At 74.0% G+C, this 23,253-nt stretch carries 21 protein-coding genes; 6 read left to right on the forward strand and 15 right to left on the reverse strand.

All coding sequences use genetic code 11. From position 1 onward, the window contains the following. Positions 1–59: 59 nt before the first annotated feature. Entirely contained in the window at positions 60–1,871 is a 1,812-nt protein-coding gene (locus tag ACN27C_RS16965; RefSeq protein ID WP_357897176.1) for a DUF2079 domain-containing protein, read from the reverse strand. 173 nt (positions 1,872–2,044) lie between these two features. On the opposite strand from ACN27C_RS16965, the gene ACN27C_RS16970 reads away from it, so the two are divergent. Continuing rightward, positions 2,045–3,286: a PHB depolymerase family esterase gene (locus tag ACN27C_RS16970; RefSeq protein WP_364803591.1), complete on the forward strand. Its 1,242-nt coding sequence runs from the start codon at positions 2,045–2,047 to the stop codon at positions 3,284–3,286. A gap of 24 nt (positions 3,287–3,310) precedes the next feature. On the opposite strand, the gene ACN27C_RS16975 is transcribed toward ACN27C_RS16970, so the two are convergent. The 8 genes from ACN27C_RS16975 to ACN27C_RS17010 form a co-directional block, all read right to left on the reverse strand. Continuing rightward, positions 3,311–4,210 carry a TIGR01777 family oxidoreductase gene (locus ACN27C_RS16975; protein ID WP_421498595.1) on the reverse strand — a complete coding sequence of 300 codons (900 nt, stop codon included), beginning with the start codon at positions 4,208–4,210 and terminating at the stop codon, positions 3,311–3,313. Between the two features lie 92 nt (positions 4,211–4,302). Further along, a complete protein-coding gene (locus tag ACN27C_RS16980; protein WP_116507637.1) occupies positions 4,303–4,725 on the reverse strand; it encodes a type II toxin-antitoxin system VapC family toxin in 423 nt (140 codons plus the stop codon). Next, positions 4,715–4,984, reverse strand: a complete 270-nt coding sequence (locus tag ACN27C_RS16985; RefSeq protein ID WP_252454207.1) for a type II toxin-antitoxin system Phd/YefM family antitoxin — start codon at positions 4,982–4,984, stop codon at positions 4,715–4,717. Before ACN27C_RS16985 ends, ACN27C_RS16980 begins: the two co-directional genes overlap by 11 nt. A 72-nt stretch (positions 4,985–5,056) precedes the next feature. Then, entirely contained in the window at positions 5,057–6,067 is a 1,011-nt protein-coding gene (locus tag ACN27C_RS16990) for an aldo/keto reductase (protein ID WP_422746712.1), read from the reverse strand. An 11-nt stretch (positions 6,068–6,078) separates the two neighbouring features. Beyond that, positions 6,079–7,026 carry an LLM class flavin-dependent oxidoreductase gene (locus ACN27C_RS16995; protein WP_422746714.1) on the reverse strand — a complete coding sequence of 316 codons (948 nt, stop codon included), beginning with the start codon at positions 7,024–7,026 and terminating at the stop codon, positions 6,079–6,081. Between the two features lie 69 nt (positions 7,027–7,095). Then, positions 7,096–7,974: an oxidoreductase gene (locus tag ACN27C_RS17000; protein ID WP_422746716.1), complete on the reverse strand. Its 879-nt coding sequence runs from the start codon at positions 7,972–7,974 to the stop codon at positions 7,096–7,098. A 73-nt stretch (positions 7,975–8,047) separates the two neighbouring features. Then, the gene (locus tag ACN27C_RS17005) at positions 8,048–9,382 is read right to left on the reverse strand and encodes a low temperature requirement protein A (protein ID WP_120568730.1); all 1,335 of its coding nucleotides are present in this window, start codon (positions 9,380–9,382) and stop codon (positions 8,048–8,050) included. A gap of 44 nt (positions 9,383–9,426) precedes the next feature. Beyond that, a complete protein-coding gene (locus ACN27C_RS17010) occupies positions 9,427–9,993 on the reverse strand; it encodes a TetR/AcrR family transcriptional regulator (protein ID WP_120568731.1) in 567 nt (188 codons plus the stop codon). 147 nt (positions 9,994–10,140) lie between these two features. Here ACN27C_RS17010 and ACN27C_RS17015 point away from each other — a divergent pair, with 147 nt between their 5' ends. After that, positions 10,141–11,076 (forward strand): SDR family NAD(P)-dependent oxidoreductase, encoded by a 936-nt coding sequence (locus ACN27C_RS17015; RefSeq protein WP_120568732.1) that lies wholly within the window; start codon positions 10,141–10,143, stop codon positions 11,074–11,076. 62 nt (positions 11,077–11,138) lie between these two features. Here ACN27C_RS17015 and sucB read toward each other — a convergent pair whose 3' ends face one another. Both sucB and lpdA read right to left on the reverse strand, forming a co-directional pair. After that, positions 11,139–12,989 (reverse strand): 2-oxoglutarate dehydrogenase, E2 component, dihydrolipoamide succinyltransferase, encoded by a 1,851-nt coding sequence (sucB, locus tag ACN27C_RS17020; protein ID WP_422746719.1) that lies wholly within the window; start codon positions 12,987–12,989, stop codon positions 11,139–11,141. A gap of 66 nt (positions 12,990–13,055) precedes the next feature. After that, complete coding sequence (gene lpdA / locus ACN27C_RS17025) at positions 13,056–14,447, reverse strand: dihydrolipoyl dehydrogenase (RefSeq protein ID WP_121686037.1); 1,392 nt, start codon at positions 14,445–14,447, stop codon at positions 13,056–13,058. 179 nt (positions 14,448–14,626) lie between these two features. On the opposite strand from lpdA, the gene ACN27C_RS17030 reads away from it, so the two are divergent. Beyond that, positions 14,627–14,956, forward strand: a complete 330-nt coding sequence (locus tag ACN27C_RS17030; RefSeq protein WP_064448299.1) for a hypothetical protein — start codon at positions 14,627–14,629, stop codon at positions 14,954–14,956. Between the two features lie 55 nt (positions 14,957–15,011). Here the strand turns inward: ACN27C_RS17030 and ACN27C_RS17035 are convergent, their stop codons facing one another. Beyond that, positions 15,012–16,580, reverse strand: a complete 1,569-nt coding sequence (locus ACN27C_RS17035) for a leucyl aminopeptidase (protein WP_120568735.1) — start codon at positions 16,578–16,580, stop codon at positions 15,012–15,014. Between the two features lie 166 nt (positions 16,581–16,746). On the opposite strand from ACN27C_RS17035, the gene gcvT reads away from it, so the two are divergent. Then, positions 16,747–17,871, forward strand: a complete 1,125-nt coding sequence (gene gcvT, locus ACN27C_RS17040) for a glycine cleavage system aminomethyltransferase GcvT (protein WP_422746722.1) — start codon at positions 16,747–16,749, stop codon at positions 17,869–17,871. A gap of 10 nt (positions 17,872–17,881) precedes the next feature. On the opposite strand, the gene ACN27C_RS17045 is transcribed toward gcvT, so the two are convergent. The 3 genes from ACN27C_RS17045 to ACN27C_RS17055 form a co-directional block, all read right to left on the reverse strand. Then, positions 17,882–19,171 (reverse strand): DUF2314 domain-containing protein, encoded by a 1,290-nt coding sequence (locus ACN27C_RS17045; RefSeq protein ID WP_252454193.1) that lies wholly within the window; start codon positions 19,169–19,171, stop codon positions 17,882–17,884. A gap of 63 nt (positions 19,172–19,234) precedes the next feature. Beyond that, positions 19,235–20,008 (reverse strand): adenosylcobinamide-GDP ribazoletransferase, encoded by a 774-nt coding sequence (gene cobS / locus ACN27C_RS17050; RefSeq protein ID WP_422746724.1) that lies wholly within the window; start codon positions 20,006–20,008, stop codon positions 19,235–19,237. Next, entirely contained in the window at positions 19,998–21,965 is a 1,968-nt protein-coding gene (locus tag ACN27C_RS17055) for a bifunctional adenosylcobinamide kinase/adenosylcobinamide-phosphate guanylyltransferase (protein ID WP_422746726.1), read from the reverse strand. The genes cobS and ACN27C_RS17055 overlap by 11 nt, the downstream gene beginning before the upstream one ends. Positions 21,966–22,224: 259 nt before the next feature. Here ACN27C_RS17055 and ACN27C_RS17060 point away from each other — a divergent pair, with 259 nt between their 5' ends. Beyond that, positions 22,225–22,425: a hypothetical protein gene (locus tag ACN27C_RS17060; RefSeq protein WP_121682909.1), complete on the forward strand. Its 201-nt coding sequence runs from the start codon at positions 22,225–22,227 to the stop codon at positions 22,423–22,425. Continuing rightward, positions 22,422–23,216, forward strand: coding sequence for a site-2 protease family protein (locus tag ACN27C_RS17065; protein ID WP_071098270.1), 795 nt, complete (start codon positions 22,422–22,424; stop codon positions 23,214–23,216). The genes ACN27C_RS17060 and ACN27C_RS17065 overlap by 4 nt, the downstream gene beginning before the upstream one ends. Positions 23,217–23,253 lie beyond the last annotated feature (37 nt).

The following is a 23,253-nucleotide window of genomic DNA, read 5'->3' on the forward strand; positions in this document are numbered from 1 at the left end:
AGTCCCGCCCTCCGGGAACCGGACCCGTGAGCCTCGTCGCCATCGCGTCGCGGCGACGGTCACTCCGGCACCCGCCACAGCCAGACGTCCTCCACCCGCTCGGGCGGGCCGAGCAGCGCGGTGGCGGTGCGCCGCAGCGCCTCTTCGTCGACGTCGAACTTGGCACCGTGCACCCGGTCCGGCAGCACCACCGCCTGCACCCCCCAGTAGCGCAGGTCCGCCCGGGACTCGCGGATGCTGCCGTCGGTGATGATCGGCACCAGCCCGGTCCGGCCGGCCTGGTCCATCAGCGAGTCGAAGGTGCGCGGCACCGGGCCGATCCGGCCCCGGCCCTCCGGGCCGCCCGGCCCGAGGAAGAACCCGGAGGGGATCCGGAACTCGCCCTGCCGGTTCGCCAGCGCGTACGCCTGCCAGCGCTGCCCGTCCGGGTAGACGTCAACGGTCAGCGGCAGCGGGGTCAGCACCCCGTCGGGCGGGACGTAGCGCTGCCAGGCGCCACTGGTGATGAACTGCGGAATCGGCTCGCGGACGCTGGTGAGCAGCGGCGTCGGCACGAGCGGCAGCAGCGCGGCGACGAAGCCGAGCGTCCAGGCGAGCCCGCTCACCCGGTGCCGTGGCGGCCGGGCCCGCAGCGTGTCGATCGCGTACGCCAGCAGCAGGCCGATGACCGGCGCGACGACGAGGGCCAGCCGGGACGGCAACGCCGCGTTGATCACCGGCAGGTTGTCCAGCACCCCGAACGGCAGCGTCTGGTCGAAGCGGCGGCCGTTCCACTTCACCGTCGGCCCCCAGGACAGCACCGCGAAGACCACGGCGGTCACCCCGAGCGCCGCGAGCGTGGCCCGGAACGCCCGGTCCGCGCGCCACCACAGCAGCGCGAAGCAGGCGACCGCGAGCAGGAGCAGCGGTACGCCGAAGAACGAGTTCTCCTCCGTCGGGTTGGGTGCCAGCGAGGTGCCCCACCCGGCCCAGCCGGCCAGCGACCGGCGCGGGTACGACCCGTACGCCGCGATGTCCTCGGAGTGGATCAGCGGGTCGAACCCGGTGCCGTGGAACCGTTGCGGCCCGAGGAAGTGCAGCCAGAGCGGGTACGCCAGCAGCGCCCCGGCGACCAGCGCGGTCACGCCCAGCCCAGCCGCCATCCGGGGCAGCGCGGCACGCACCTCGGACCGGCGGGCCGGGTGCAGCGCCCACACCGCGAGGAACACGCCGAGCGCCAGCGCGGTGAAGAAGAGCCCTTCGGCGGCGATCGAGAACGCGACGGCGACCAGCAGGCCGAGCACGATCCCGCCGGTGACCGCCCGCCCGGGACGCCGCAGCCGGAACACGCCCCAGATGAGCAGCGGCACCAGCCAGCCGGCGGTCCAGTTCAGGTGCGCGTTCGCGTGCGACACCATCGCCGGGCAGAAGGCGATGAACAGCGCGCCCACACCGGCGGCCAGCCGGCTGCCGACCAGGTGCCGGCTGAGCAGCCAGTACCAGGCGACAGCCGTCGCGGCCAGGTTGAGCGTGAGGATCACCAGGAACGTCGCGGGCGGCCCGATCAGGTACGTCAGCGGCGCGAAGACCGCCGCGTACACGGTGATCGAGGTGTTGACCGCGAGGTTCACCCCGTCCGGGACGTTGATCAACGTGGTGAACAGCGGGTTCTGCCCGTGTGTCAGCGCGTGCCCGCCGAACGCCAGCAGCCACTCGAACAGCGCCTGGTCGCTGGAGTTGACGGTGATCGCTCGGCTGTTGGGATCCCGCCACAGGCCACTCGTCACCCAGAGGGCCAGGGCCAGCGCGGCGAGCGTGACCAGCAGGTCGGCGCGCCGGTCGCGGACGCGTGTCGGCGCCGGGCCGGCGGCCGGGGACGGGGAGGAGGGCACGCAGCGGACGTTACCAACCGGACCTGGGCAGACCGCCCGGACACGGAACTCGCCGCACACTTCGGTGGTCGTGAATGTGTGAGTGGCGGCCATTCCGGTGTGACGAAACGCGGCCGTAACGTCGCGGCAATCCGGAGGTGACTCAGTTCACATTCCACGATCGGGAGGTCCCCGTGCCCCGCTCCTCATCCCTCATCGCCCGCGTCGCCGGGGCGGCGGCCGGGGTCGTGCTGGCCGCGGCCACCGCGCTGGTCGCCGCCCTCCCCGCCCAGGCCGCCTCGCTGACCCAGGTCACCGGGTTCGGCTCCAACCCCGGCAACCTGGCCATGTACGCGTACCGCCCGGACGGCCTGCCCGCCGGCGCGCCCGCCGTGGTGCTGCTGCACGGCTGCGTGCAGAACGCCTCCACGTACGTCGCCAACTCCGGCTGGCAGAAGTACGCCGACCAGTGGAAGTTCACGCTCATCGCGCCGCAGCAGCCCAGCGGCAACAACGCCAACTCCTGCTTCAACTGGTTCGAGACCGGTGACACCGCACGCGGCCAGGGCGAAGCGCTGTCGATCAAGCAGATGGTCGACTACGCCAAGAGCACCTACGGCACCGACGGCGCCCGCGTCTACGTCAGCGGCCTCTCCGCAGGCGGGGCGATGAGCGCGGCCATGCTCGCCGCGTACCCGGACGTCTTCGCCGGCGGCTCGATCGTCGCCGGCATCCCGTACCGCTGCGCCACCAGCACCGTCACCGCGTTCAGCTGCATGAACCCCGGCGTGGACAAGACCCCGGCGCAGTGGGGCGACCTGGTCCGCGGCGCGTACCCCGGCTACTCCGGCAAGCGCCCCCGCGTGGCGATCTGGCACGGCACCAGCGACACCACGGTGGCGACCGCCAACGCCGCCGAGTCGCGGGACCAGTGGACGAACGTGCTGGGCGTGTCGACCACCCCGACCAGCACGTCCACGCTGCCGGCCGGCACCGGCCTGGAGGTCTACGGCAGCGACCAGGTCCGCCTCTACCGGGTCTCCGGGATGGGCCACGGCACCCCCGTCGACCCGGGTACGGGCGCGGACCAGTGCGGCACCGCCGGGGCGTACTTCCTGGACACCATCTGTTCGACGTACCGGGACGCGCTCTTCTTCGGCCTCGGCGGTGGCGGCGCCTCGCCGAGCCCGACCCCGACGGCGACCGCGTCACCCACCCCGACCGCGTCGCCGACCGCCCCTCCCTCGCCCACCCCGACCAGTGCGCCGGTCTGCGTCACCGCCAGCAACTACGCGCACGTGGTCGCCGGGCGGGCCTACCAGTCCGGCGGGTACGCCTACGCGCTCGGCAGCGGGCAGCGGATGGGCCTCTACAACACCTTCTACACGAGCACGCTGAAGCAGACCGGGCCCGCGTACTGGGTGATCGGCTGCTGATCCGCCGCGTCGCGCCGCCCTCGCTCAGCCGGTGAGGGCGGCGCGCAGCGCACCCGGCAGGTCCGGGTGCGCCCAGGCGAAACCGGCCTTGTCCAGCACGCCGGGAAGCACCCGCGTGCTGGTGAGCGCCTCCTGCGCGAAACCGCCGAGCGCGACCTTCAGCGCCAGCGCCGGGATCGGCATGATCGCCGGGCGGTGCAGCTGCCGGGCGAGTTCCCGGGTGAACTCGGCGTTGGTGACCGGCGCCGGGCCGACCACGTTCACCGGGCCGGCCACGTCGTCGCGGGCCAGCAGGAACTTCGCGGCGTCGAGCCAGTCCCGCATCGAGATCCACGGCAGCCACTGGCGGCCGTTGCCCAGCTTGCCGCCGACGCCGAGCCGGAACGGCAGGAGCTGCGGCTTGAGCAGGCCGCCGTCGCGGTGCAGTGGCAGTCCGGTACGCAGGCGCACCACCCGTACGCCGGCGTCCTCGGCCGGGCGGGTCGCGGCCTCCCAGACCCGGCAGACGTCGGCGAGGAACCCCTCACCGGCCGGCGCCTCCTCGGTGACCGCACGGTCGCCGGTGTTGCCGTACCAGCCGACGGCGGAGGAGTTCAGCAGCACCGCGGGCCGGTCGGCGGCGGGCAGGCCGGCGATCGTGATGGCGAGCGTGGTGGTGCTGTCCACCCGGCTGGTCCGGATCGTCTTCCGGTACTCGTCGTTCCAGCGCTTGTCACCCACCCCGGCGCCGGCCAGGTTCACCACCGCGTCGGCGTCGGCGACGCACTGCGGGTCCAGTTGCGCGGCGGACGGGTTCCACTGCCGTTCGACGGGGGTGCGCGGCGGGCGGCGGACCAGGCGGGTGACCTGGTGGCCGTCCGCGGTGAGGCAGTCGACCAGTCGGGTGCCGAGGAAACCGGACGCGCCGGCCATGAGGATCCGCATGCTCACATCTTCGAGTACGGAGAGCGATTCGGATGCGTTGAGCGAAATCACTCACTCGTCACGCCCGCCGGTTGCGCGTCGACGACGGGCCTTCAGCCGGTCGGCCTGCTGACCGGATGCACGGTGACCAGACCGTCGAGCCCGAGGAAGTCGCCCGGGTTCGTGGTGTAGAGAGGGAGCGCGTTGGCGTGTGCGACGGAGGCGATCATCAGGTCCGCCACCCGGCGGCGCGTTCCTCGTCCGGCGGCGAGCACCGCCGCTGAGACCAGGCCGAAGGCCCGCGCCGCCTCGGCGTCGAACGGAAGCGGCTCGAACGTGGCCTCGACGTGTTGCAGGACGCTCATCCGGCGGGCGCGCTCGCGCGGATCGTCGGTGTGATGGGGACCGGCCGAAAGCTCGGCCAACGTGACCGCGCTGATGACCATCTCGTCGGGCAGTTCCGTCCCGTCGAGGCCACCCAGATGGATGACGATGTTGGTGTCGATCAGACCCCGCACGGGGAGGTCACCAGTCACGGCTGGGCAGATCCTGGTCGATGGCGGCGTCGAGGTCGGACCGGAAGCGGGCCTCGTCCAACCGGGGTGCGCCGGCGAAGGCCGCGAGAACCTCGGCTCGCGGCACGAAGGTGCGGCGCCGGATCGGGATCAACCGCCCGATCGGCGTGCCGTTGCGAGTGATGGTGAAGGACTCTCCGCGCTCCACCCCGCGCATGATGGCACCGGAGTCGTTGCGCAGCTCGCGTTGGGTGATCTCGCGATGAGCGTGCTCGGCCACACCGGCAGCCTACCGCCTGTGTGCTACGAGGTGCTACACGTCTGCGGTGTGGCTGCCGGTGCGGCCGGGCGGTCAGGCGTCGGCAGGGGCGGTACGCAGGTCGGCGAGCAGGCGTTCCACCTCGGCGAACGCGTCCTGCGGCAACGGCCCGTACGCCAGCGCGCCGAGGTTCTCCTCGGCCTGCGCGACGGTCCGGCACCCGGGGATGGGCAGGGTGTGCGGGCTGCGGGCGAGCAGCCAGCCCAGCGCGCCCTGGGCGAGGGTGCGGCCGTCGGCGGTCAGCGCCTCACGGACCCGGGCCACCCGCTGCGCCCACTCGGCGCGCGGTACGCCGCCGGTGAACCAGTCCAGCCACTCCGGGGCCACGCCGCGCACGTCGTCGTCGCCCCGGGCGGCCGGCGCGTCCTGGTACTTCGCGGTGAGCAGGCCCATCGCCAGCGGCCCCCGGTTCAGGGCGGCCAGGTCGAACTCCGCGCACACCGCGAGCACGGCCGCGTTGTCCCGCAGCACCGACTGGTCGTGCTGGACCGCCGCGCAGTGCGGTCCGGCCTCGGCGAAGGCGCGTGCCGAGGCGGGGTCGTCGGTGCTCCAGCCGTACGCCCGGATCTTCCCCTGGGTGACCAGGTCCTCCAGGGTGCCGACGAGGTCCAGTGCCTGCGGTACCGGCAGGCCGCCCAGGTGCAGCTGGTAGAGGTCGACGTGGTCGGTGCCGAGCCGGCGCAGCGAACCCTCCAGGCTGCGCCGGGCGTAGTCCGCCGTGGCGTCCTCGCCCAGGGCCTGCCGGGTCGCCTCGTCGGTGGGGTAGCCGAACTTGGTGGCGATGACCGCGCGGTCCCGGCGGCCGGCCAGCGCGCGCCCGAGCACCCGCTCGCTGTGCCCGGCGCCGTAGTTGCTGGACGTGTCGAACAGCGTCGCGCCCAGGTCGAGGGCCCGGTGGACGGTACGCACCGACTCGTCGTCGTCCACCTCGCCCCAGCCGAGCGGTTGGGTGCCGTCCCAGAGCGGGCCGCCGATCGCCCAGCAGCCCATGCCGATCGCGCTGACCTCGATGCCGCTGCGGCCCAGCTGTCGTGTCGTCGTCATGCGCACAGTGTTCACTTTCGAGTGTGCTCGAAGTCCAGCTCTTTTCCCGCCAGCCGGGGCAGGAGCGGGGCGAGCGCGTCAACGGCTCCGGCGCGTACCACGAAGCGGGTGACGCCCCAGCGGCGCTCGTGCCCGGCCACCGCCGCGACGATCTCGTCGGGCGTCCCGGCCAGCACGAACGGGGTGGCCAGCACCTCCGCCGGGGTGAGCCCGGTCTCGGCGGCCGTCCCGGCGGCGGCCGCCTCCGCGTCGTCGGTGACCGCGACGTGCTGAACCAGCGCCTCCAGGGCCGGCGGCGTGTCCCGGCCGGCCGCTCCGGCCGCCACGCACGCGAGCTGCGCCTCGATCTGGTCGGCCCGCCACCGGACGGTGTGCTGGTGGCCGTCGGGCAGGGTACGGCCCAGGCCGGCCAGGCCGACCACGTCGGCGTGCCTCCCGGCCCAGCGCAGCAACGTCGAGTTGGACGTGCCCACGGTCAGCGGGATGCGGTCCTGGACCGGCCGGGGTGCCGTGAGGCGGGCGGCGTGCGCGGTCAGCTCCTCAGCGTCCACAGTGACCTCGTCGCCGGCCAGCAGCGCCCGTACCGCCTCGGTCACCGCGACGCAGCGGCGGACCCGGCCGGCGACGTCCGGGCGCTCGCGCCCGACCGCCCGCCACTCGGCCGGCGTGTGGCCCGCGCCGACGCCGAACCGGGCCCGCCCGCCGGAGACCACGTCCAGCGTGGCCACGTCGGCGGTGAGCAGGATCGGTTCCCGGACGCCGGCGTTCGAGACGTACGAGCCGAGGCCCAGCGTGCTGGTCACCGCCGCCGCGGCGGCGAGCGCGACGAACGGCGACGCGCAGTCGCCGGGGTGGTCGGCCGCGAACAGCGCGTCGAAGCCGGCCGCCTCGACGGTACGGGCCAGCTCGGTCCAGCTCGCCGCGTCGGTGGGTTGGGCCTGCACGGAGAAGGTCGCCATCGCCTCAGCATCGGCGCGCACGCGGCGGCGGGCCACCCCGTACGCGCCGATTCTGCCGACGGCCGAACCTCACACCGCGTCGAGGCGGGCCAGGTCGGCGGGGGAGAGGCGCAGCGCGGCGGCGGCGATGTTCTGCTCCAGGTGCGCCGGGTTGCCGGTGCCGGGGATGGCCAGCACGTTCGGGCCCCGGGCCAGCGTCCAGGCCAGCCGGACCTGGGCCGCCGTCACACCGTGTTCCCGGGCCACCGCGTGCACCTCCGGGTGCTCCTCGCCGGTGGCGCCGGCCTCCCGGCCGCTGGTGACGATGGAGAAGAACGGCACGAACGCGGTGCCGTGCGCCGCGCAGTCCCGGATCAGCTCGTCGTGGGTACGGCGGTAGCCCAGGCCGTACGAGTTCTGCACGCACACCACCGGGGCGATGGCGCGGGCCTCGGCGACCTGGTGCGGGCGTACCGCGGAGACGCCGAGGTGCCGGATCAGCCCGGCGTCGCGCAGCTCGGTCAGCGCGCCGAAGTGCTCGGAGAGCGGCTCCGGGCCGTGCACCCGCAGGTTCACCACGTCCAGGTGGTCGCGGCCGAGCTGGCGCAGGTTCTCCTCCACCTGCCCGCGCAACTGGTCCGGGCGGGCCGCCGGCAGCCACTGCCCGGACGGGTCCTTGCCGGGCCCGACCTTGGTCACGATGACCAGATCGTCGGAGTACGGCGAGAGTGCCCGGTTGATCAGCTCGTTGGCCGAGCGCAGCGGCGAGAAGTAGAACGCGGCCGTGTCGATGTGGTTGACGCCCAGCTCGACGGCGCGGCGCAGCACGGCGACGGCCCGGTCCCGGTCGCTCGGGCTGCCGTCGGCGTTCGCGGTCAGCCGCATGGCGCCCAGGCCCATCCGGTTGACGGTCAGGTCGCCGAGCTGCCAGGTGCCGGCTGCGCCGGCGTGGACGGTGTCGATGGTCATGCGATCCCCGTATCCCTCGTCTGCGGCCCCGGTGCGGGACCGACAGGTATCACGAGGGCGGCGGGCAGGTGGTTCACCCGTTCTCGTCGCGGTCCTCGGGTTGCTCGTGCCAACGGGCCCGCCAGGCCGCCTCGTGCGCCTCGTGGCTGGTGCGTTCCTCGAAGACCAGCTTGCGCAGCGCCTGCCGGCCCTCGGCGAAGACGATCACCTCGACGGCCACCATACCCACGGTGATCGCGGTCAGCATGCCCAGCGCGGCCAGCCCCGGCACCCGCTCGGCGACCGGGATGGTCACGCCCAGCAGCAGCACCGTGCCGACCCGGGTCCAGCTCACCGTGCGCAGGGTGCGGAGCTGGAACAACATGTTGCCGCAGAGGTAGCAGATCACGCCGCCGAACAGCAGCGGCACGCCCGGGCCGTGCGCCGGTTCGCTCGGCGGCACGTTCGGGTCGGCGATCCCGTGCACGATCGTCTCGGCGCCGAGCGCGAACAGGATGATGCCCGCGATCATCGGCAGGAAGAGGTACGCGTACGCGTCCCGGGCCATCGCCACCCGGGGGCCGTCCTGCGCGGCGTGCAACGCGATCCGGGCGGCCGGCCCGACCATGTCGTAGTGCGCCCACCAGAGCGCGGCGGTGAAGAAGATGCCGAGCACCGCCGCCGCCACGGCCGGCCAGGTGGGCGGCTGGCCGAGCAGGTTGCTGCCGACGCCGACGGAGATGACCGACTCGCCCAGCGCGATGATCAGGATGAGGTCGTACCGCTCGGTCCAGTGTTCGGCGGACGAGACACCCCAGCCCCAGGTGCCGGCGAGGATGCCGGTGCCGTACTGGAGCAGGATGACGCCGGCCCACAGCACGTCCCGCAGCACCGAGGCCGAGAACAGGTCGTCGATCTTCGGCGGCAGCAGCGCGGCGACCAGCAGCAGCGCGGTACTGCCGATCACCTCGGGGGCGAACCGGATCAGTTGCCGGCGCTCGTTCGGGCTGTCCCGGACGGCGTGCCGGTAGAGCAGCAGGTGCACCAGCCGCAGGACGGTGTAGCTGAGCGCCGCGACCATCGGCCCGGCCTCGTTGCCGCGCGGGTCGCGGAACGCGTGCGGCAGGGACAGCGCGAACGTGAACAGCGCGGCCATGCCGACTGTCATGAGCACCGGGACGAAGCCCTCGCCGAGGCGTACCCGGGTGGCCACCACGCTGTGCACCACCCACGACCACCAGAGCACGGCGAGGACCAGCAGCGCGTGCAGCAGCGCCCCGCCGGTCACCTGGAGCGCGGTGGCCCGGGTGATGATGAAGAACGAGAAGACGAAGACCAGGTCGAAGAAGATCTCGAACCGGTCGACCCGGGCGCCGGGGGCCACCGGCACCGCCGGTCCCAGGCGTCCCCGCCACCCGTACGAGCCCACCGGCCGAGTCTGTCAGCGCAGGTCGGGCCGGGTGGCCGATTCGGTCAGCCCGGCCGGTGGCGCAGGCCGTCCATCAGCAGGTCGAGCAGGCGTCCGGCCTGGGCGCGCTGGTCCGGCTCGCCCGCCACCAAAGAGACCCCGCTGAGGCTGGCGAGCACGTCGGCGGCGGCCACGTCGGCGCGTACGACACCGGCCGCCGCACCGGCCGCGAGCAGTTCGCCGAGCGCGGCGAGCAGCCGGTCGCGGCTCTGCGCGTACGGGTTGGCGCCGGAGGCGATGACCAGCCGCAGGGCGTCGGCCATGCCCCGCTTGGTGGCGAGGTAGTCGACGAACCGGTCCATCCAGGCGCGCAGCGCCGCGTCGGCGGGCTGGGCGGCGAGCAGCGCCGGTGCGGCGTCGCAGAGCTTCTCCAGCTCGTTGCGGTACGCCGCCTCGATCAGCGCCTCCCGGCTGGGGAAGTGGCGGTAGAGCGTGCCGATGCCGACGCCGGCCTCCTTGGCGACCCGGTCCAGCGTTACCTCCGGGCCGTCCTGGGAAAACGCGTGGACCGCGGCGTCCAGCAGCCGCTGCCGGTTGCGCAGCGCGTCCGCGCGCAGCGGTCGGTCGGGCACGGGCCCTCCTCCCTCGGCCGGGTCGCCGGCCCGGCACCGCGGTAACCGGAGCCCCCTCCGGTTATGCTGGCGGAGTAACGGAGGATCCTCCGCTTCTCATCGTAGCGGGCGGACATCGGTCCGCGTCGCCGTCGACAAGGATGGACCATGACAACCCCGACACCAGTCACCACCCCGTTCTCCGCCGAGACCACAGCCCTGGAGGTCGTCCGCGACCTGGACCTGACCGGCCGCCGGGCCGTCGTCACCGGCGGCGCCTCCGGCATCGGCGTGGAGACCGCCCGCGCGCTCGCCGCCGCCGGAGCGGACGTCACACTCGCCGTCCGCAACACCGAGGCCGGGCAGCGCGCCGCCGACGACATCACCGGCACCACCGGCAACGACCGGATCCTGGTCGCCCCGCTCGACCTCGCCGACCTCGCCTCGGTGGCCGCGTTCGTCCGCACCTGGGACGGACCGTTGCACATGCTCGTCGACAACGCCGGGATCATGGCCTCGCCCGAGATGCGCACCGAGCAGGGCTGGGAGATGCAGTTCGCGACCAACCACCTCGGCCACTTCGCGCTCGCCACCGGACTGCGCCCGGCGCTCGCCGCGGCCGACGGAGCGCGGATCGTCTCGGTCAGTTCCGCGGCCCACCTGCGCTCACCGGTGGTGTTCTCCGACATCCACTTCCGGCAGCGGCCGTACGACCCGTGGCTGGCGTACGGGCAGTCCAAGACCGCGAACGTGCTGTTCGCGGTGGAGGCGACCCGCCGCTGGGCGGACGACGGCATCCACACCAACGCGCTGATGCCGGGCGCGATCCGGACCAACCTCCAGCGCTACATCAGCGAGGAGGAACTGGCGCGGATGCGCAGCGGCAACGCGGCCGCGTTCAAGACCCCGGAGCAGGGCGCGGCGACCTCGGTGCTGGTCGCCACCTCGCCGCTGCTCGACGGCGTCGGCGGCCGGTACTTCGAGGACTGCCAGGAGGCCGGGCCGAACCAGCCGGGCACGCGTACCGGGTGGGCCGCGTACGCCCGGGATCCGGAGGCCGCCGAGCAGCTCTGGACCGTCTCCGAGGAGCACCTGCGCGGCTGACCCGCGAAAACGACGAAGGGGGCGCGCGGCATGTCGCCGCGCGCCCCCTTACCGTCTCGGATCTACAGACCCAGTTCGGCCTCGAAGTTGCCGCCCTCCAGCCGCTCCTTCACCGCGGTGAGGAAGCGGGCCGCGTCGGCGCCGTCGATCAGCCGGTGGTCGTACGACATGGCCAGGTAGACCATCGACCGGATCGCGACGACCTCGCCCAGCTCCGGGTCGTTGACCACGACCGGGCGCTTCACCACGGCACCCGTGCCGAGCATCGCCGACTGCGGCGACGGCACGATCGGGGTGTCGAACAGCGCGCCCCGGCTGCCGGTGTTGGTGAGCGTGAACGTCGCCCCGGCCATCTCGTCCGGGGTGATCTTGTTGGCCCGGGTGCGCTCGGCCAGGTCGGCGATCCGCTTCGCGATGCCGCCCATGTTGAGGTCACCGGCGTTGTGGATGACCGGCACGAGCAGCCCGCGCTCGGTGTCCACCGCGATGCCCAGGTGCTCCGCGGCCGGGTACGTGATCGTCCCGCCGTCCAGGTCCATGCTGGCCTGGATGATCGGGTACGTCTGGAGCGCCTCGATCGCGGCCAGCGCGAAGAACGGCAGGAAGGACAGCTTCACGCCGTGCTTGGCCTGGAACGAGTCCTTGGCCCGCGCCCGCAGCCTGGCGACCTTGGTGACGTCGACCTCGACGACGGTGGTCAGCTGCGCCGTCTCGTGCAGCGACTGCTGCATCCGCTTGGCGATGGTGGCCCGGATCCGCGGCAGCTTCTCCGTGGTGCCCCGCTTGGCGCTCGGCTCCGGCTTGGCGGCCGGCTTGGCCGGGGCCTCGGCCTTGGCGGCCGGCGCGGGGGCGGCCGGCTCCGGCTTGGCGGCCTTCGCCTTCTCGGCCGCCTCCAGCACGTCCTGCTTGCGGATGCGGCCACCCACGCCGGTGCCCTTGATCGAGCCCAGGTCCACGCCGTGCTCGGCGGCGAGCTTGCGCACCAGCGGCGTCACGTACCCGGCGGCGTCCTCGCCGTACTCGGCCGGGACGCTCGGGCGCTGCGCGGCGGCCGGCGCGGACGGCTGAGCCGCCGCCTCGGCCTTGGCAGGCTGCGCGGCCTGCTCCGCCTCGGCGGCCGGCTCGTTGTAGGACGCGCCCGGCGTGGGCTCCTCGACCTTCGGCTCCGGCTTGGGCTCGGGCTTGGGCTCGGGCTTCGCCTCGGCCTTGGGCTCCGGCTTGGGCTCGGGCTTCGGCTCCGCCTTCGCGGGCGCGGCGCCGGCCACCCCGACGATCGCCAGCACGGCGCCGACGTCGGCGGTCTCGTCCTCGGCGACCTTGATCTCCTGCAGCGTGCCGGCGACCGGCGACGGGATCTCGGTGTCGACCTTGTCGGTGGAGACCTCCAGCAGCGGCTCGTCCACCTCTACGGTCTCGCCGACCTGCTTGAGCCAGCGGGTGACGGTGCCCTCGGTGACGCTCTCGCCCAGGGCCGGCATGGTCACCGGCGTGCCCTCGCCCGACGACGCGGCGGGCTGGGCCGGCTCCTCGACGGCCGGCTGCTCGGCCTCGGCGCCCGGCTCGGCGGCGGCCTGCTCGGCCTGCTGCTCCGGCTCGGGGCCGGTGCCCTCGGCGGCGGCCGTCGGCTCGGTGGCCGGCTCGGCCTCCTCGGTGGGAGCCGCGCCCGCGTCCTCGCCCTCGCCGGCGATGACCGCCAGCTCGCTGCCGACCTCGGCGGTCTCGTCCTCGCCGACCACGATCCGGCTCAGCACGCCCGCCGCGGGGGACGGGATCTCGGTGTCGACCTTGTCGGTCGACACCTCGAGCAGGGGCTCGTCGACCTCGACGGTGTCACCCTCCTGCTTGAGCCAGCGCGTGACGGTGCCCTCGGTGACGCTCTCGCCGAGCCGGGGCATGGTGACCGATACCGGCATGTTCTCCAGACTCCTTCATTCCCCTGGTGGGATCATCGCCCGTCGCCGGACGCCGCGGTTGTCGTGTCAGGCGTGCGCGTGCAGCGGCTTGCCGGCCAGGGCCAGGTGCGCCTCGCCCAGAGCCTCGTTCTGCGTCGGGTGGGCGTGCACGAGCTGCGCCACCTCGGCCGGGTACGCCTCCCAGTTGTAGATGAGCTGCGCCTCGCCGATCAGCTCACCGACCCGGGCGCCGACCATGTGCACGCCGACCACCGGGCCGTCGTCCACCCGGACCAGCTTCACGTGGCCGGCGGTCTTGAGGATCTGGCTCTTGCCGTTGCCGCCCAGGTTGTAGTTGTAGGTCTTGATCTTGTCGGCGCCGTACTGCTCCTTGGCCTTCGCCTCGGTCAGGCCGACCGACGCCAGCTCCGGGTCGCAGTAGGTGACACGCGGGATGCCGGCCTCGTCGATCACGGCCGGGGTCTTCCCGGCGATCTCCTCGGCGACGAAGATGCCCTGCTGGAAGCCGCGGTGCGCGAGCTGGAGGCCGGGCACGATGTCGCCGACGGCGTAGACGTTCGGCACGCTGGTGCGCAGCCGCTCGTCGGTCAGCACGTAGCCGCGGTCCATCTTGACGCCCTGCTCCTCGTAGCCGAGGCCGGCGGTGTTCGGGCCGCGGCCCACGGCGACCAGCAGCAGTTCGGCCTCGACCGTGTCGCCGCCCTGAATGGTCAGCTTCACGCCCTTGTCGGTCTTCTCGACCTTCTCGAACGGCTTGCCGACCTTGAAGTTGATCTTCCGCTTGCGGAACGCCCGCTCCAGCGCCTTCGACGACTCCTCGTCCTCGGCGGCGACCAGGCGGGGCAGCGCCTCGACGATGGTCACGTCCACGCCGAAGGACTTCCAGACGCTGGCGAACTCGACGCCGATCACGCCGCCGCCGAGCACGATCGCCGACGACGGGATCCGGTCCAGCGTCAGCGCGTGGTCGCTGGTGATGATCCGCTCGCCGTCGATGTCCAGGCCGGGCAGGCTCTTGGCGTACGACCCGGAGGCCAGCACGACGTTGCGGCCGGTGTAGCGCTTGCCGTCCACCTCGACGACGTTCTTGCCGACCAGCTTGCCGGCGCCCGCCACGAAGGTGATCTTCTTGCTGCTGCCCACCAGGCCCTGGAGGCCCTTGTACAGGCGGGAGACCACGCCGTCCTTGTACGAGTTGACCGCCGTGATGTCGATGCCGACCAGCTCGGCCTTCACGCCGAACTGCTCGGACTCGCGGGTCTGGTCGGCGATCTCGGCGGCGTGCAGCAGCGCCTTGGTCGGGATGCACCCGTTGTGCAGGCAGGTCCCGCCCAGCTTGCCCTTCTCGATGAGCGCGACGGAGAGGTCCAGCTGGGCGGCACGCAGCGCCGCCGCGTAGCCGCCGCTACCACCTCCGAGGATGACGATGTCGAAGGTCGTGTCGTTCGGCTCGCTCACATCCAACTCCCAGGTCGCGTCACTGCATCGGGGGTTACGGCGGAGTAACAGGCACACCCCACCTCGGTCATCTTGTCACCACCACGGACCGGGCGCGTACCGAGGTGCCCAACGACACGTCGGTGACACGTACCCTTGGCACCGTTCTCGATGACGGCGGTGGGGGAGGAGTGGATTCGGTGGGGCTGTTCCGACGACGCAAGCGGGCGGCCCCGGCGAGCCGCGACCGCGCCGCCGACCGTGCCGATCTGGACCATCTGGAGAATTTCGTCCGGACCCGGAAGGGCGTCGAGGCGTACATCGAGCCGCGTACGACTGTCACCGAGACCACGATCATGCTGATCGCCGACGACGGCGAGTGGACCCGGCGGCGCGTCGGCGGGCCGGACGAGGCCCGCCGCTGGGCGCACCGGATCGCCATCCCGATCTACGACGTGCGGCTGATGGGCTATCCGCAGCGGATGCGCGACTACAACGAGCGCCGCAAGCGCCGCCCGGAGCTGTACTGAGGTCACGCGAAAGGGGCCCCCGGCAACGCCGGGAGCCCCTTGCCGTACGCGTCGGTCAGCCGTTGGCGGCGACGTCCTCGACCAGGTGCACGAGCGTACGCACCGGCACGCCGGTGCCGCCCTTGGTCCAGTAGCCGGTCGCCTCGCCCGAGTGGTAGCCCGGGCCGGCGATGTCGATGTGCGCCCACGCCACGTCGTCGGTGACGAACTCGCGCAGGAACACGCCGCCCTGGAGCATGTGCCCGGCCCGGTCCATCCCGGCGTTGACCTGCGAGATGTCCGCGACCTCCGACTCCATGCCCTTGCGGACGTCATCCGGCAGCGGCATCGGCCACGCCGGCTCACCGGTCGCGTCACCGGCCACCCGCACCCGCTCGCACAGCTCCGGGGTGCCCATCACACCGGCGATCCGCTTGCCCAGCGCGATCACCTGCCCGCCGGTCAGCGTGGAGGTCTCGAACAGGTAGTCGGCGCCGTCCGCGCAGGCCCGCGCCATCGCGTCGGCCAGCACCATCCGGCCCTCGGCGTCGGTGTTGAGCACCTCCACCTTCTTGCCGTTGAACATGCTGATCACGTCGCCCGGCCGGTAGCTGGTGCCCGACGGCATGTTCTCCGCCATCGGCAGGTAGCCGGTGACGGTGACCGACGGCTTGAGCGCCGCGATCGCCAGCATGGCCGCGCCGACCGCCGCCGCGCCGGCCATGTCCGACTTCATCTCCCACATGCCCTGCGCCGGCTTGATCGAGATGCCGCCGGTGTCGAACGTGATGCCCTTGCCGACGAGCGCGACCCGCTTGCCGTTGCCGCCGCCCTCCGGCGTCCAGGTGAGCTTCACCAGTCGCGGCGGGGCCTCGGAGCCCTGGCCGACGGCGAGGATGCCGCCGTAACCACCGGCCGCCAGCGCCGCCTCGTCCAGCACCTCGACCTCCAGGCCCGCCTCACGGGCGGCGGCGGAGACGACGTCGGCGAACGCCGGGGGACGCAGCTCGTTCGGCGCCGTGTTGACCCAGTCCCGGCTGGTCCGCACGGCACCGGCCACCGCCTGCGCCCGCGCGATCTCGGCCCGGGCGGTCGCGTCGGCCGCGTCCGGCACCGCCACCAGCACCTCGGCCACCGGCTCGCGCCGGGCCGGCTGCGGCTTGGTCTTGTAGCCGGCGAACCGGTAGCCGCCCAGCAGCGCGCCCTCGGCGACCGCGCGCAGCGCGGCCGGGGCGTCGGCGTCGTCGGGCAGCGGCAGGGCCAGGGCGACGCGCGGGGCGCCGGCCAGCGCCCGCACCGCGGCACCGGCGGCCCGGCGCAGCGACTCCGGGGCCGGAGCGGCGCCCGAGGGCTCCGGGCCGAGGCCGACGGCCACGACCAGCGGCGCGGTCACCGTGCCCAGCGTGGCCAGCTTGATCACCTCGCCCGGGCCACCGGTCGCGCCGAGCAGGGCCAGCGTCTCGGTCAGCTTTCCGTCGAACGCGGCGGCGATGCTCTCCCCGCCGGTCGCCAGCAGCAGGGCGTGGGCGGGTGCGCCGCTGCCCGGCTCGGTGGTCTGGCTGTGCACGCCGATCACGATCGCGTCGACGGCGAGTTCGGCGGGGTCGGTGTCGACCAGGCTGAGGGTGGTGCGGGGCGATGTCACGAAAGCTACTCCGGGCGGGCCGGGCCGGCCGCGTCGTCGCGTACCGGCGATGAAGGTGTCTCCGGCGGCAACCTACCCGCCGGGAGGCGTGGCTGTCCCGCCGATGCGTGCCGACGGGATCCCGCCGATGCTAACCACAGCGGGCCGGGCCGGTAAGTTGCCACCCATGACCGAGGTGACCTCCGACGCTGCCGAGACCCGGCTGCGCCGATCCCCGCTGCACGAGCGGCACACCGCGCTCGGCGCGAAGTTCGCCCCCTTCGGGGGCTGGCAGATGCCGCTGGAGTACGCCGGTGGCGGCGTGCTCAAGGAGCACACGGCCGTCCGCGAGGGCGTCGGCGTGTTCGACGTCTCGCACCTGGGCAAGATCCGGGTCATCGGGCCGGGCGCGGCGGACTTCGTCAACGCCTGCCTCACCAACGACCTCGGCCGGATCGCGCCCGGCCAGGCGCAGTACACGCTCTGCTGCGACGACGCCACCGGCGGCGTGGTGGACGACATCATCGCCTACCTGCACGCCGACGACCACGTCTTCCTGGTGCCCAACGCGGCCAACACCGCCGAGGTCGCCCGCCGCCTGCGCGCCGCCGCGCCCGAGGGCGTCACCGTCACCGACGAGCACGAGGCGTACGCGGTGCTCGCGGTCCAGGGTCCGCGCTCGGCGGAGCTGCTGGGCGCGCTCGGCCTGCCCACCGGCCACGACTACATGAGCTTCTCCACCGCCACGCTCGACGGGGTGGAGCTGACGGTGTGCCGCACCGGCTACACCGGCGAGCTGGGCTACGAGCTGGTCGTGGCGTCCGAGCACGCGGTCGCCGTCTGGGACGCGATCTTCGCCGCGGCCGACGACGTACGCGCCTGCGGCCTGGCCGCCCGGGACACGCTGCGCACCGAGATGGGCTACCCGCTGCACGGGCAGGACCTGTCCCCGGAGATCACCCCGGTGCAGGGCCGCTCCGGCTGGGCGGTGGGCTGGGACAAGGCGGCGTTCTGGGGTCGCAACGCGCTGCGCGCCGAGAAGGCCGCCGGCCCGGCCCGTACGCTGCGCGGCCTCACCGCCGTCGACCGGGCCATCCCGCGCCCCGGCATGGCCGTGTACGCGGGCGACCGGCAGGTCGGCACCGTCACCAGCGGCACGTTCAGCCCGACGCTCAAGCAGGGCGTCGCGCTGGCGCTTGTCGACACCGACCCGAAGCTGCCCGACGGCGAGGAGCTGGAGGTGGACATCCGTGGCCGCCGCGCCCGGATGCGCCTGACCAGGCCGCCGTTCGTCAAGCCCTCGGTGCGCTGAGCCGCGCGGGTCAGTGCTCGCCGCGCTCCCCGGCGTCGAGCACCGCCTGCGTCCAGCCGCCCTCCAGCACGCCGGTGCCGTCCAGCACCGCCCAGTCGACGACGTCCGACGCCTCCACCACCACCGGCGAGCCGATCCGCACGCTCGGGTCGGTGTTGGCGTCGCTGGCGCTGGCGCCGACGATCCGCTCCGGGGTGTCCCACGAGGTCACCCCGGCCCAGACGTACTCGGGGCCGTCGTCGCCGGGCAGGCCGTACTTGACCACGAGCTGGCTCTCCTCGGGCAGCCGCCCGGCCAGGAACCGGGCCCGGATGTCGCCCAGCGCGGCGCGGGCGGTCTCCACCGCGCGGCTCATCGCGTCACCGGTGCGGGTGTAGCGGACGTCCGGCTGGATGCCGTTGAACAGCGTCGCGCAGGCGGCGGCGAAGTAGCGGCCGGGCGGACCCGGGTGCCCGGGCGGCGGATTCAGGCTCAGGAACGAGTCGGCGTCCGGGTCGGTGGCCGGGTCCAGCTCCAGCCGCAGCAGCACCGGCGCGGTAGCGCCGTGCTGCTCCGGATTGCCGTACGCCACGGCGATGTCGTGCCCGGTCACCGTGGCCAGCACCGGAAGCTGCACGAACGCCGGAACCTCCTCGCCGGCCAGCCCGTCGGTCCAGTCCCGCAGCAGCCGCCGGGCCGCGCCGGTCATCACCGCGCCCCACGCCCGGGTCAGGTGGTCCGGCACGCCCTGCGCCTGCAACTCCAGCAGCCCGAACCGGCGCAGCCCCTTCGTGGTGAACCAGAGCCCGTCGGAGTCCGAGGAGTAGGGCACCAGCACCCAGTCGACGAGCCGGATCCGGCCCTGCTCGTCCGGCAGCGAGCGCAGCGCCGCCGCCGGGTCGAGGAACTGGAGCCCGAAGACGTCCACCACGTCCCCGCCGACCGTCTCGGCGACCGCCGCGGCCACCGCGCGGGCGGCCCACTCGTGCGCGGGCGGCCAGCCCGGCCGGTATTCGGCCTGCACCACCACCAGGTGGGTGGCGGCGGCCAACCGGGCCAGTTGCTCCTCGGTGGCGCCGAACGCGGTGAGCAGGTCCGGCGGCAGCTCGGGGAACTCGTCGACGGTACGGGTGTCCACCGTCATCAGCGGGCTGTCGAGCATCTGCCGGGCCAGCCCGTGCACCGGCTCGGCGAGCCGCCCGGCCAGCCCTTCCACGGCGGTCTTCGGGCTCACCTTGGGCAGGCCGGTGATCGGCACCAGGTACGTCGCGTCGAGCGACTCGGGCACCGGTACCGGCAGGAAGTCGTCCGTGATGAGCATGTCGTCCCCCTCGACCACGCCGGTGCACTCGCCCCGAACGCTACCCGCCCGGACCGGTGACGCTCAGCCGGTCAGCACCAGTCCCAGGTAGGACAGCGTGGTGACGATCTCCACGAGCGCTCCGAGCACGTCGCCGGTGATGCCGCCGAAGCGGCGTACCAGGTGCCGGAGCAGCCCGGCCGCGACGGCGAGCGCGCCCAGCACGGCGAGCGGCCCCTGCCACGGACGGTCCGGCACCGCGGGCACGGCCGCCAGCGCGACGGCGACCGCGCCGAGCGTCAGCGCGCCCCACCCGACCGTGCCGGCGACGAGCGCGCCCAGGCCCTCCGGCCGGGCCGCCGGCACGCCGCGCCGGCAGGCCAGGCCGACGGCGAGCCGCCCGGCCGCGGTGGCCGCGACCACCGCGGCGAACGCGGCGAGGGCGTCCCGGCCGGCCAGCTCCGCGAGCACCGCGCTCTGGAGCAGGAGTACGACCACGAGCGCGACCACCCCGAACGGGCCGACGTCCGGCTGCTTCATGATCTCCAGCGCGGCCGGTCCGCGCCGGTAGGAGCCGAGCGCGTCCACGGTGTCGGCCAGCCCGTCCAGGTGCAGGCCCCGGGTGAGCAGCGCGCCCAACCCCACGGTGACCACCGCGGCGACCAACGGTGGCGCGAGCGCGCCGGTGAGCAGCAGCACCCCGCCGAGTACGGCGCCGAGCAGCGCCCCGACCAGCGGGGCGAGCGCCATCGCGGTGCCGGCGGCGGCCCGGTCGACCCGGCCGGCGCGTACCGGGAGGGTGGTGAACGTGGTGAGCGCCAGCCGGATGCCGTCGGCGAGCCGCGTCTCAGTCGGCACGTCGGCCGGGGAAGACCGGCTCGTCGGCCCCGACGGTGGTCGGTCCCGGACCGGCCGGCTCCGGCTCGGCGAAGTCCGGTTCGTCCTCGGCCCGGCCGTCGTCGCCGCCGATGCGGTCGCCGGTGCCGGTGCGCTCGCCGGTGTCGCCCTCGTCGTCGGGGCCGCCCAGCGACGGGTGCACCGGCAGCGTGGCGGCGAGCGTCAGCGCGGAGCGCAGCAGCGGCAGCGCGGCCAGCGCGGTCGCCCCCTCGCCCAGGTCGAGCCGCAGGTCCACCAGCGGGGTCAGGCCGAGCACGTCGGCGGCGAGCCGTACGCCCGGACGGCCGCCGTGGTCGGGCAGCAGGCACCAGTGCCGGGCCTGGCCGGCCAGGTCGCGGCTGACCATGGCGGCGGCGGTGCCGACCGGCCCGTCCAGCAGCACCGGCACCTTGCGGGCGGTGGCGCCCAGCAGGACGCCGGTGGCCAGCGCGATGTCGCCGCCGCCCAGCTCGGCCAGGACGTCCTTGGCCTCCCGGGCGGAGCGCCGGGTGCGGTGCAGCGCGTCCCGCACCGCCGCGCAGCGGACCATCCAGGCGGCGTCGTCGATCTCGCCCTGCTCGGTGACCACCCGGCCGAGCACCGTCGGCGGTTCCGCGCCCGCTGTGGCCGCGAGCACCGCGGCGGCGGCCGCCTCGGCACCCGCACCGCACGCGGCGAGCACCAGCAGCTGCACCCCCGCGTCGGCGGCCTGCTCGGCGAGCCGCCAGCCGTAGCGCAGCGCCGCCTCGACCTCGTCGGCGGACAGGGCCGGGCGCTCCTCCATCGGTGCCGAGGCGGGCGCCTCGACGATCTGGAGGCCGGCCCGGTTCTCGGCGGCCAGCCGGGCCAGCGCACCCCGGCCGGCGCGGGCCTGCCGGGCGCGGCGGGACGACTCGCCGGGCGTGGCGCCGGCCGACGCGCCGCCCTCGTGGTCGCCCTGGATCAGCAGTACGCGCACCGCGTCCCACGGACGCGGCGTCGAGGTGCCCTGGGTGGCGGCGGCGAAGCCGACCACCTGCTCCAGCACGCCGAGACCGGCGCCGGGGATGTCGAGGGTGGCGAGCCGGTCGACGGCCTGCGGCCCGGTGTAGTCGTCGGGCATCGGCAGTTCCATGCCCGGCTGGATCACCAGACCGGTGGCGATCATCGGCAGCGCCATCGTGGGTGCGGCCCAGTCGCCCGTACCGGGCTCGTCGGACGCGGCCCGGGCGGGCACCGGGGCGGCGGCCGGCGTGAGCACCTCGGGCAGCGTCACGTCCCCGGCGCCGAGGTCGGCCGGCACGGCCTGGGCCGGTGCGGCCTGGTGCGCGGCGGTCCGGGGCGTCGCGGCGCGGCTCGGTGCGGCCTCGGGCGACGTGGCGGCCGGCGGCACGGCGTGCGCGGGGGCCGGAGTGGTCGGCTTGAGCCACGCGGTCTGACCGGCCACCACGAGCGCGACCGCGTCGCAGGCGTCGGCGACCGCGCGGTTGGTCGCGCCGAGCGCGTCGGTGAACGCCCGGCCCAGCGGCGTGGTGGGCACCAGGGACAGGCCCACCTCGGGGCTGACCAGCACCAGCCGGGCCGTGCTGGAGCGCACCGCCGCGGCCAGCTCGGCGATCGTCGCGGTGTCGTCGGCCGGCTGGTGGGCCGGGTCGAGCAGCACCGTCACCCAGCCGCCCAGGTCGTCCACGAGCAGCGTCTCGTTCGGGCCGGCGGCGGCGATGACCTCGACCAGCCGGCCCGGGTTCGCCGCGGTCTCCTCGGTGGTCCAGCTCCCCGGCCGCCGGGCGCGGTGTGCCGCGAGGCGGGTCGCCCACTCGGTGTCCTCCGGGTCGCCGGCCGGGGCGGTGGCCACGTACCGGACCGTGGGCGCGTCGGCGACCAGTGACTCGGCGAACTCGGACTTGCCGGAGCGGATACCGCCGAGCACCAGGAGGGTGTGCCACCCGTCAACGGACATGCCCGTACCTTAGTTCGCCCGCCCGCGTTCCGGGCAGCTCGCCCCTCCTCGCCCCCGCCCCGCCGCCGATCTTGCACTTGCAGCCCTCGGGATGCCGGGAATGACCACTCTGTCGGGGCACCAACCGCAAGATCGCGGGTGCGCCGACGCGGCGGTGGTCGGCATGATCCATGTGGTGACGGGCCGTCGTCGGCGGGGCCGACTAGGCTTGCGGAGGTTTGGCGTCCCACGGGACGACGGCGGCGAGGGGAGACGCGGCATGGCGTGGAGCTGGCGGTACGAGGGCACGAACGGCGACGCGGTCGACGGACCCGCTGAATCGTTCACGAGCCAGGCGGACGCCGAGTCGTGGATCGGCCAGGCCTGGCGGGAGCTCGCGGCATCCGGCGTCACCACAGTCGTGCTGGTCGAGGACGACCGGGTGGACTACCGGATGAGCCTGCAACCCCCGGCCGAATGACCGGCTACGACCGCCCGGGCGAACCGCTGATCCTCGGCGTGCCCCGGGCGGCGTTCCGGCCGAGCCCGATCTTCCTGGCCCTGGTCGCGCTCTTCGTCGCCTCCGGGGTGATGACCTGGAACCGGTACGGCAACGTCGGCTTCGACGTGTTCCTCTTCGTCGTCTCCGGCTGGCTGGTCTCGCTGTGCCTGCACGAGTACGCGCACGCCGTGGTCGCGTACCGGTCCGGTGACCGGGACATCGCGCACCGGGGCTACCTCACGCTCAACCCGCTGAAGTACACCAGCCCGCTGCTGTCGATCGTGCTGCCGGTGGTCGTGGTGCTGCTCGGCGGCATCGGCCTGCCCGGCGGCGCGGTCTGGGTGGACCGGCACGCCATCCCCGGCCGGCTGCGGCACACGCTCGTCAGCCTCGCCGGGCCGGCCACGAACGTGCTGTTCACGCTGGTGCTGGTGGCAGCCGTGGCATGGGGGCCGGAGCTGGGCGGGCCGCTGGAGTTCTGGGCCGGCGTCGGGCTGCTCGCGTTCCTCCAGCTCACCGCCAGCGTGCTCAACCTGCTGCCGGTGCCGGGCCTGGACGGCGGCAACATGCTCCAGCCCTGGCTCAGCCCCGCCTACCGGCGGATGTACGACCTGTTCGCACCGTACGGCTTCATCCTGCTCTTCGCGCTGCTGTGGAGCCCGCAGATCAACCGGGCGTTCTTCGGCGCGGTCTTCGCCGTCGGCGACGCGCTCGGCCTGCCGCGCGAGCTGTACCAGATCGGCTACGCCCTGATCCGCTTCTGGGAGTAGCCGGCCGGTCGTTCCCGGGCCGGTGCGAGCCGGCCCG

The organism is Micromonospora sp. WMMD1219 (genome assembly GCF_049315215.1).
Lineage (GTDB): Bacteria > Actinomycetota > Actinomycetes > Mycobacteriales > Micromonosporaceae > Micromonospora > Micromonospora tulbaghiae.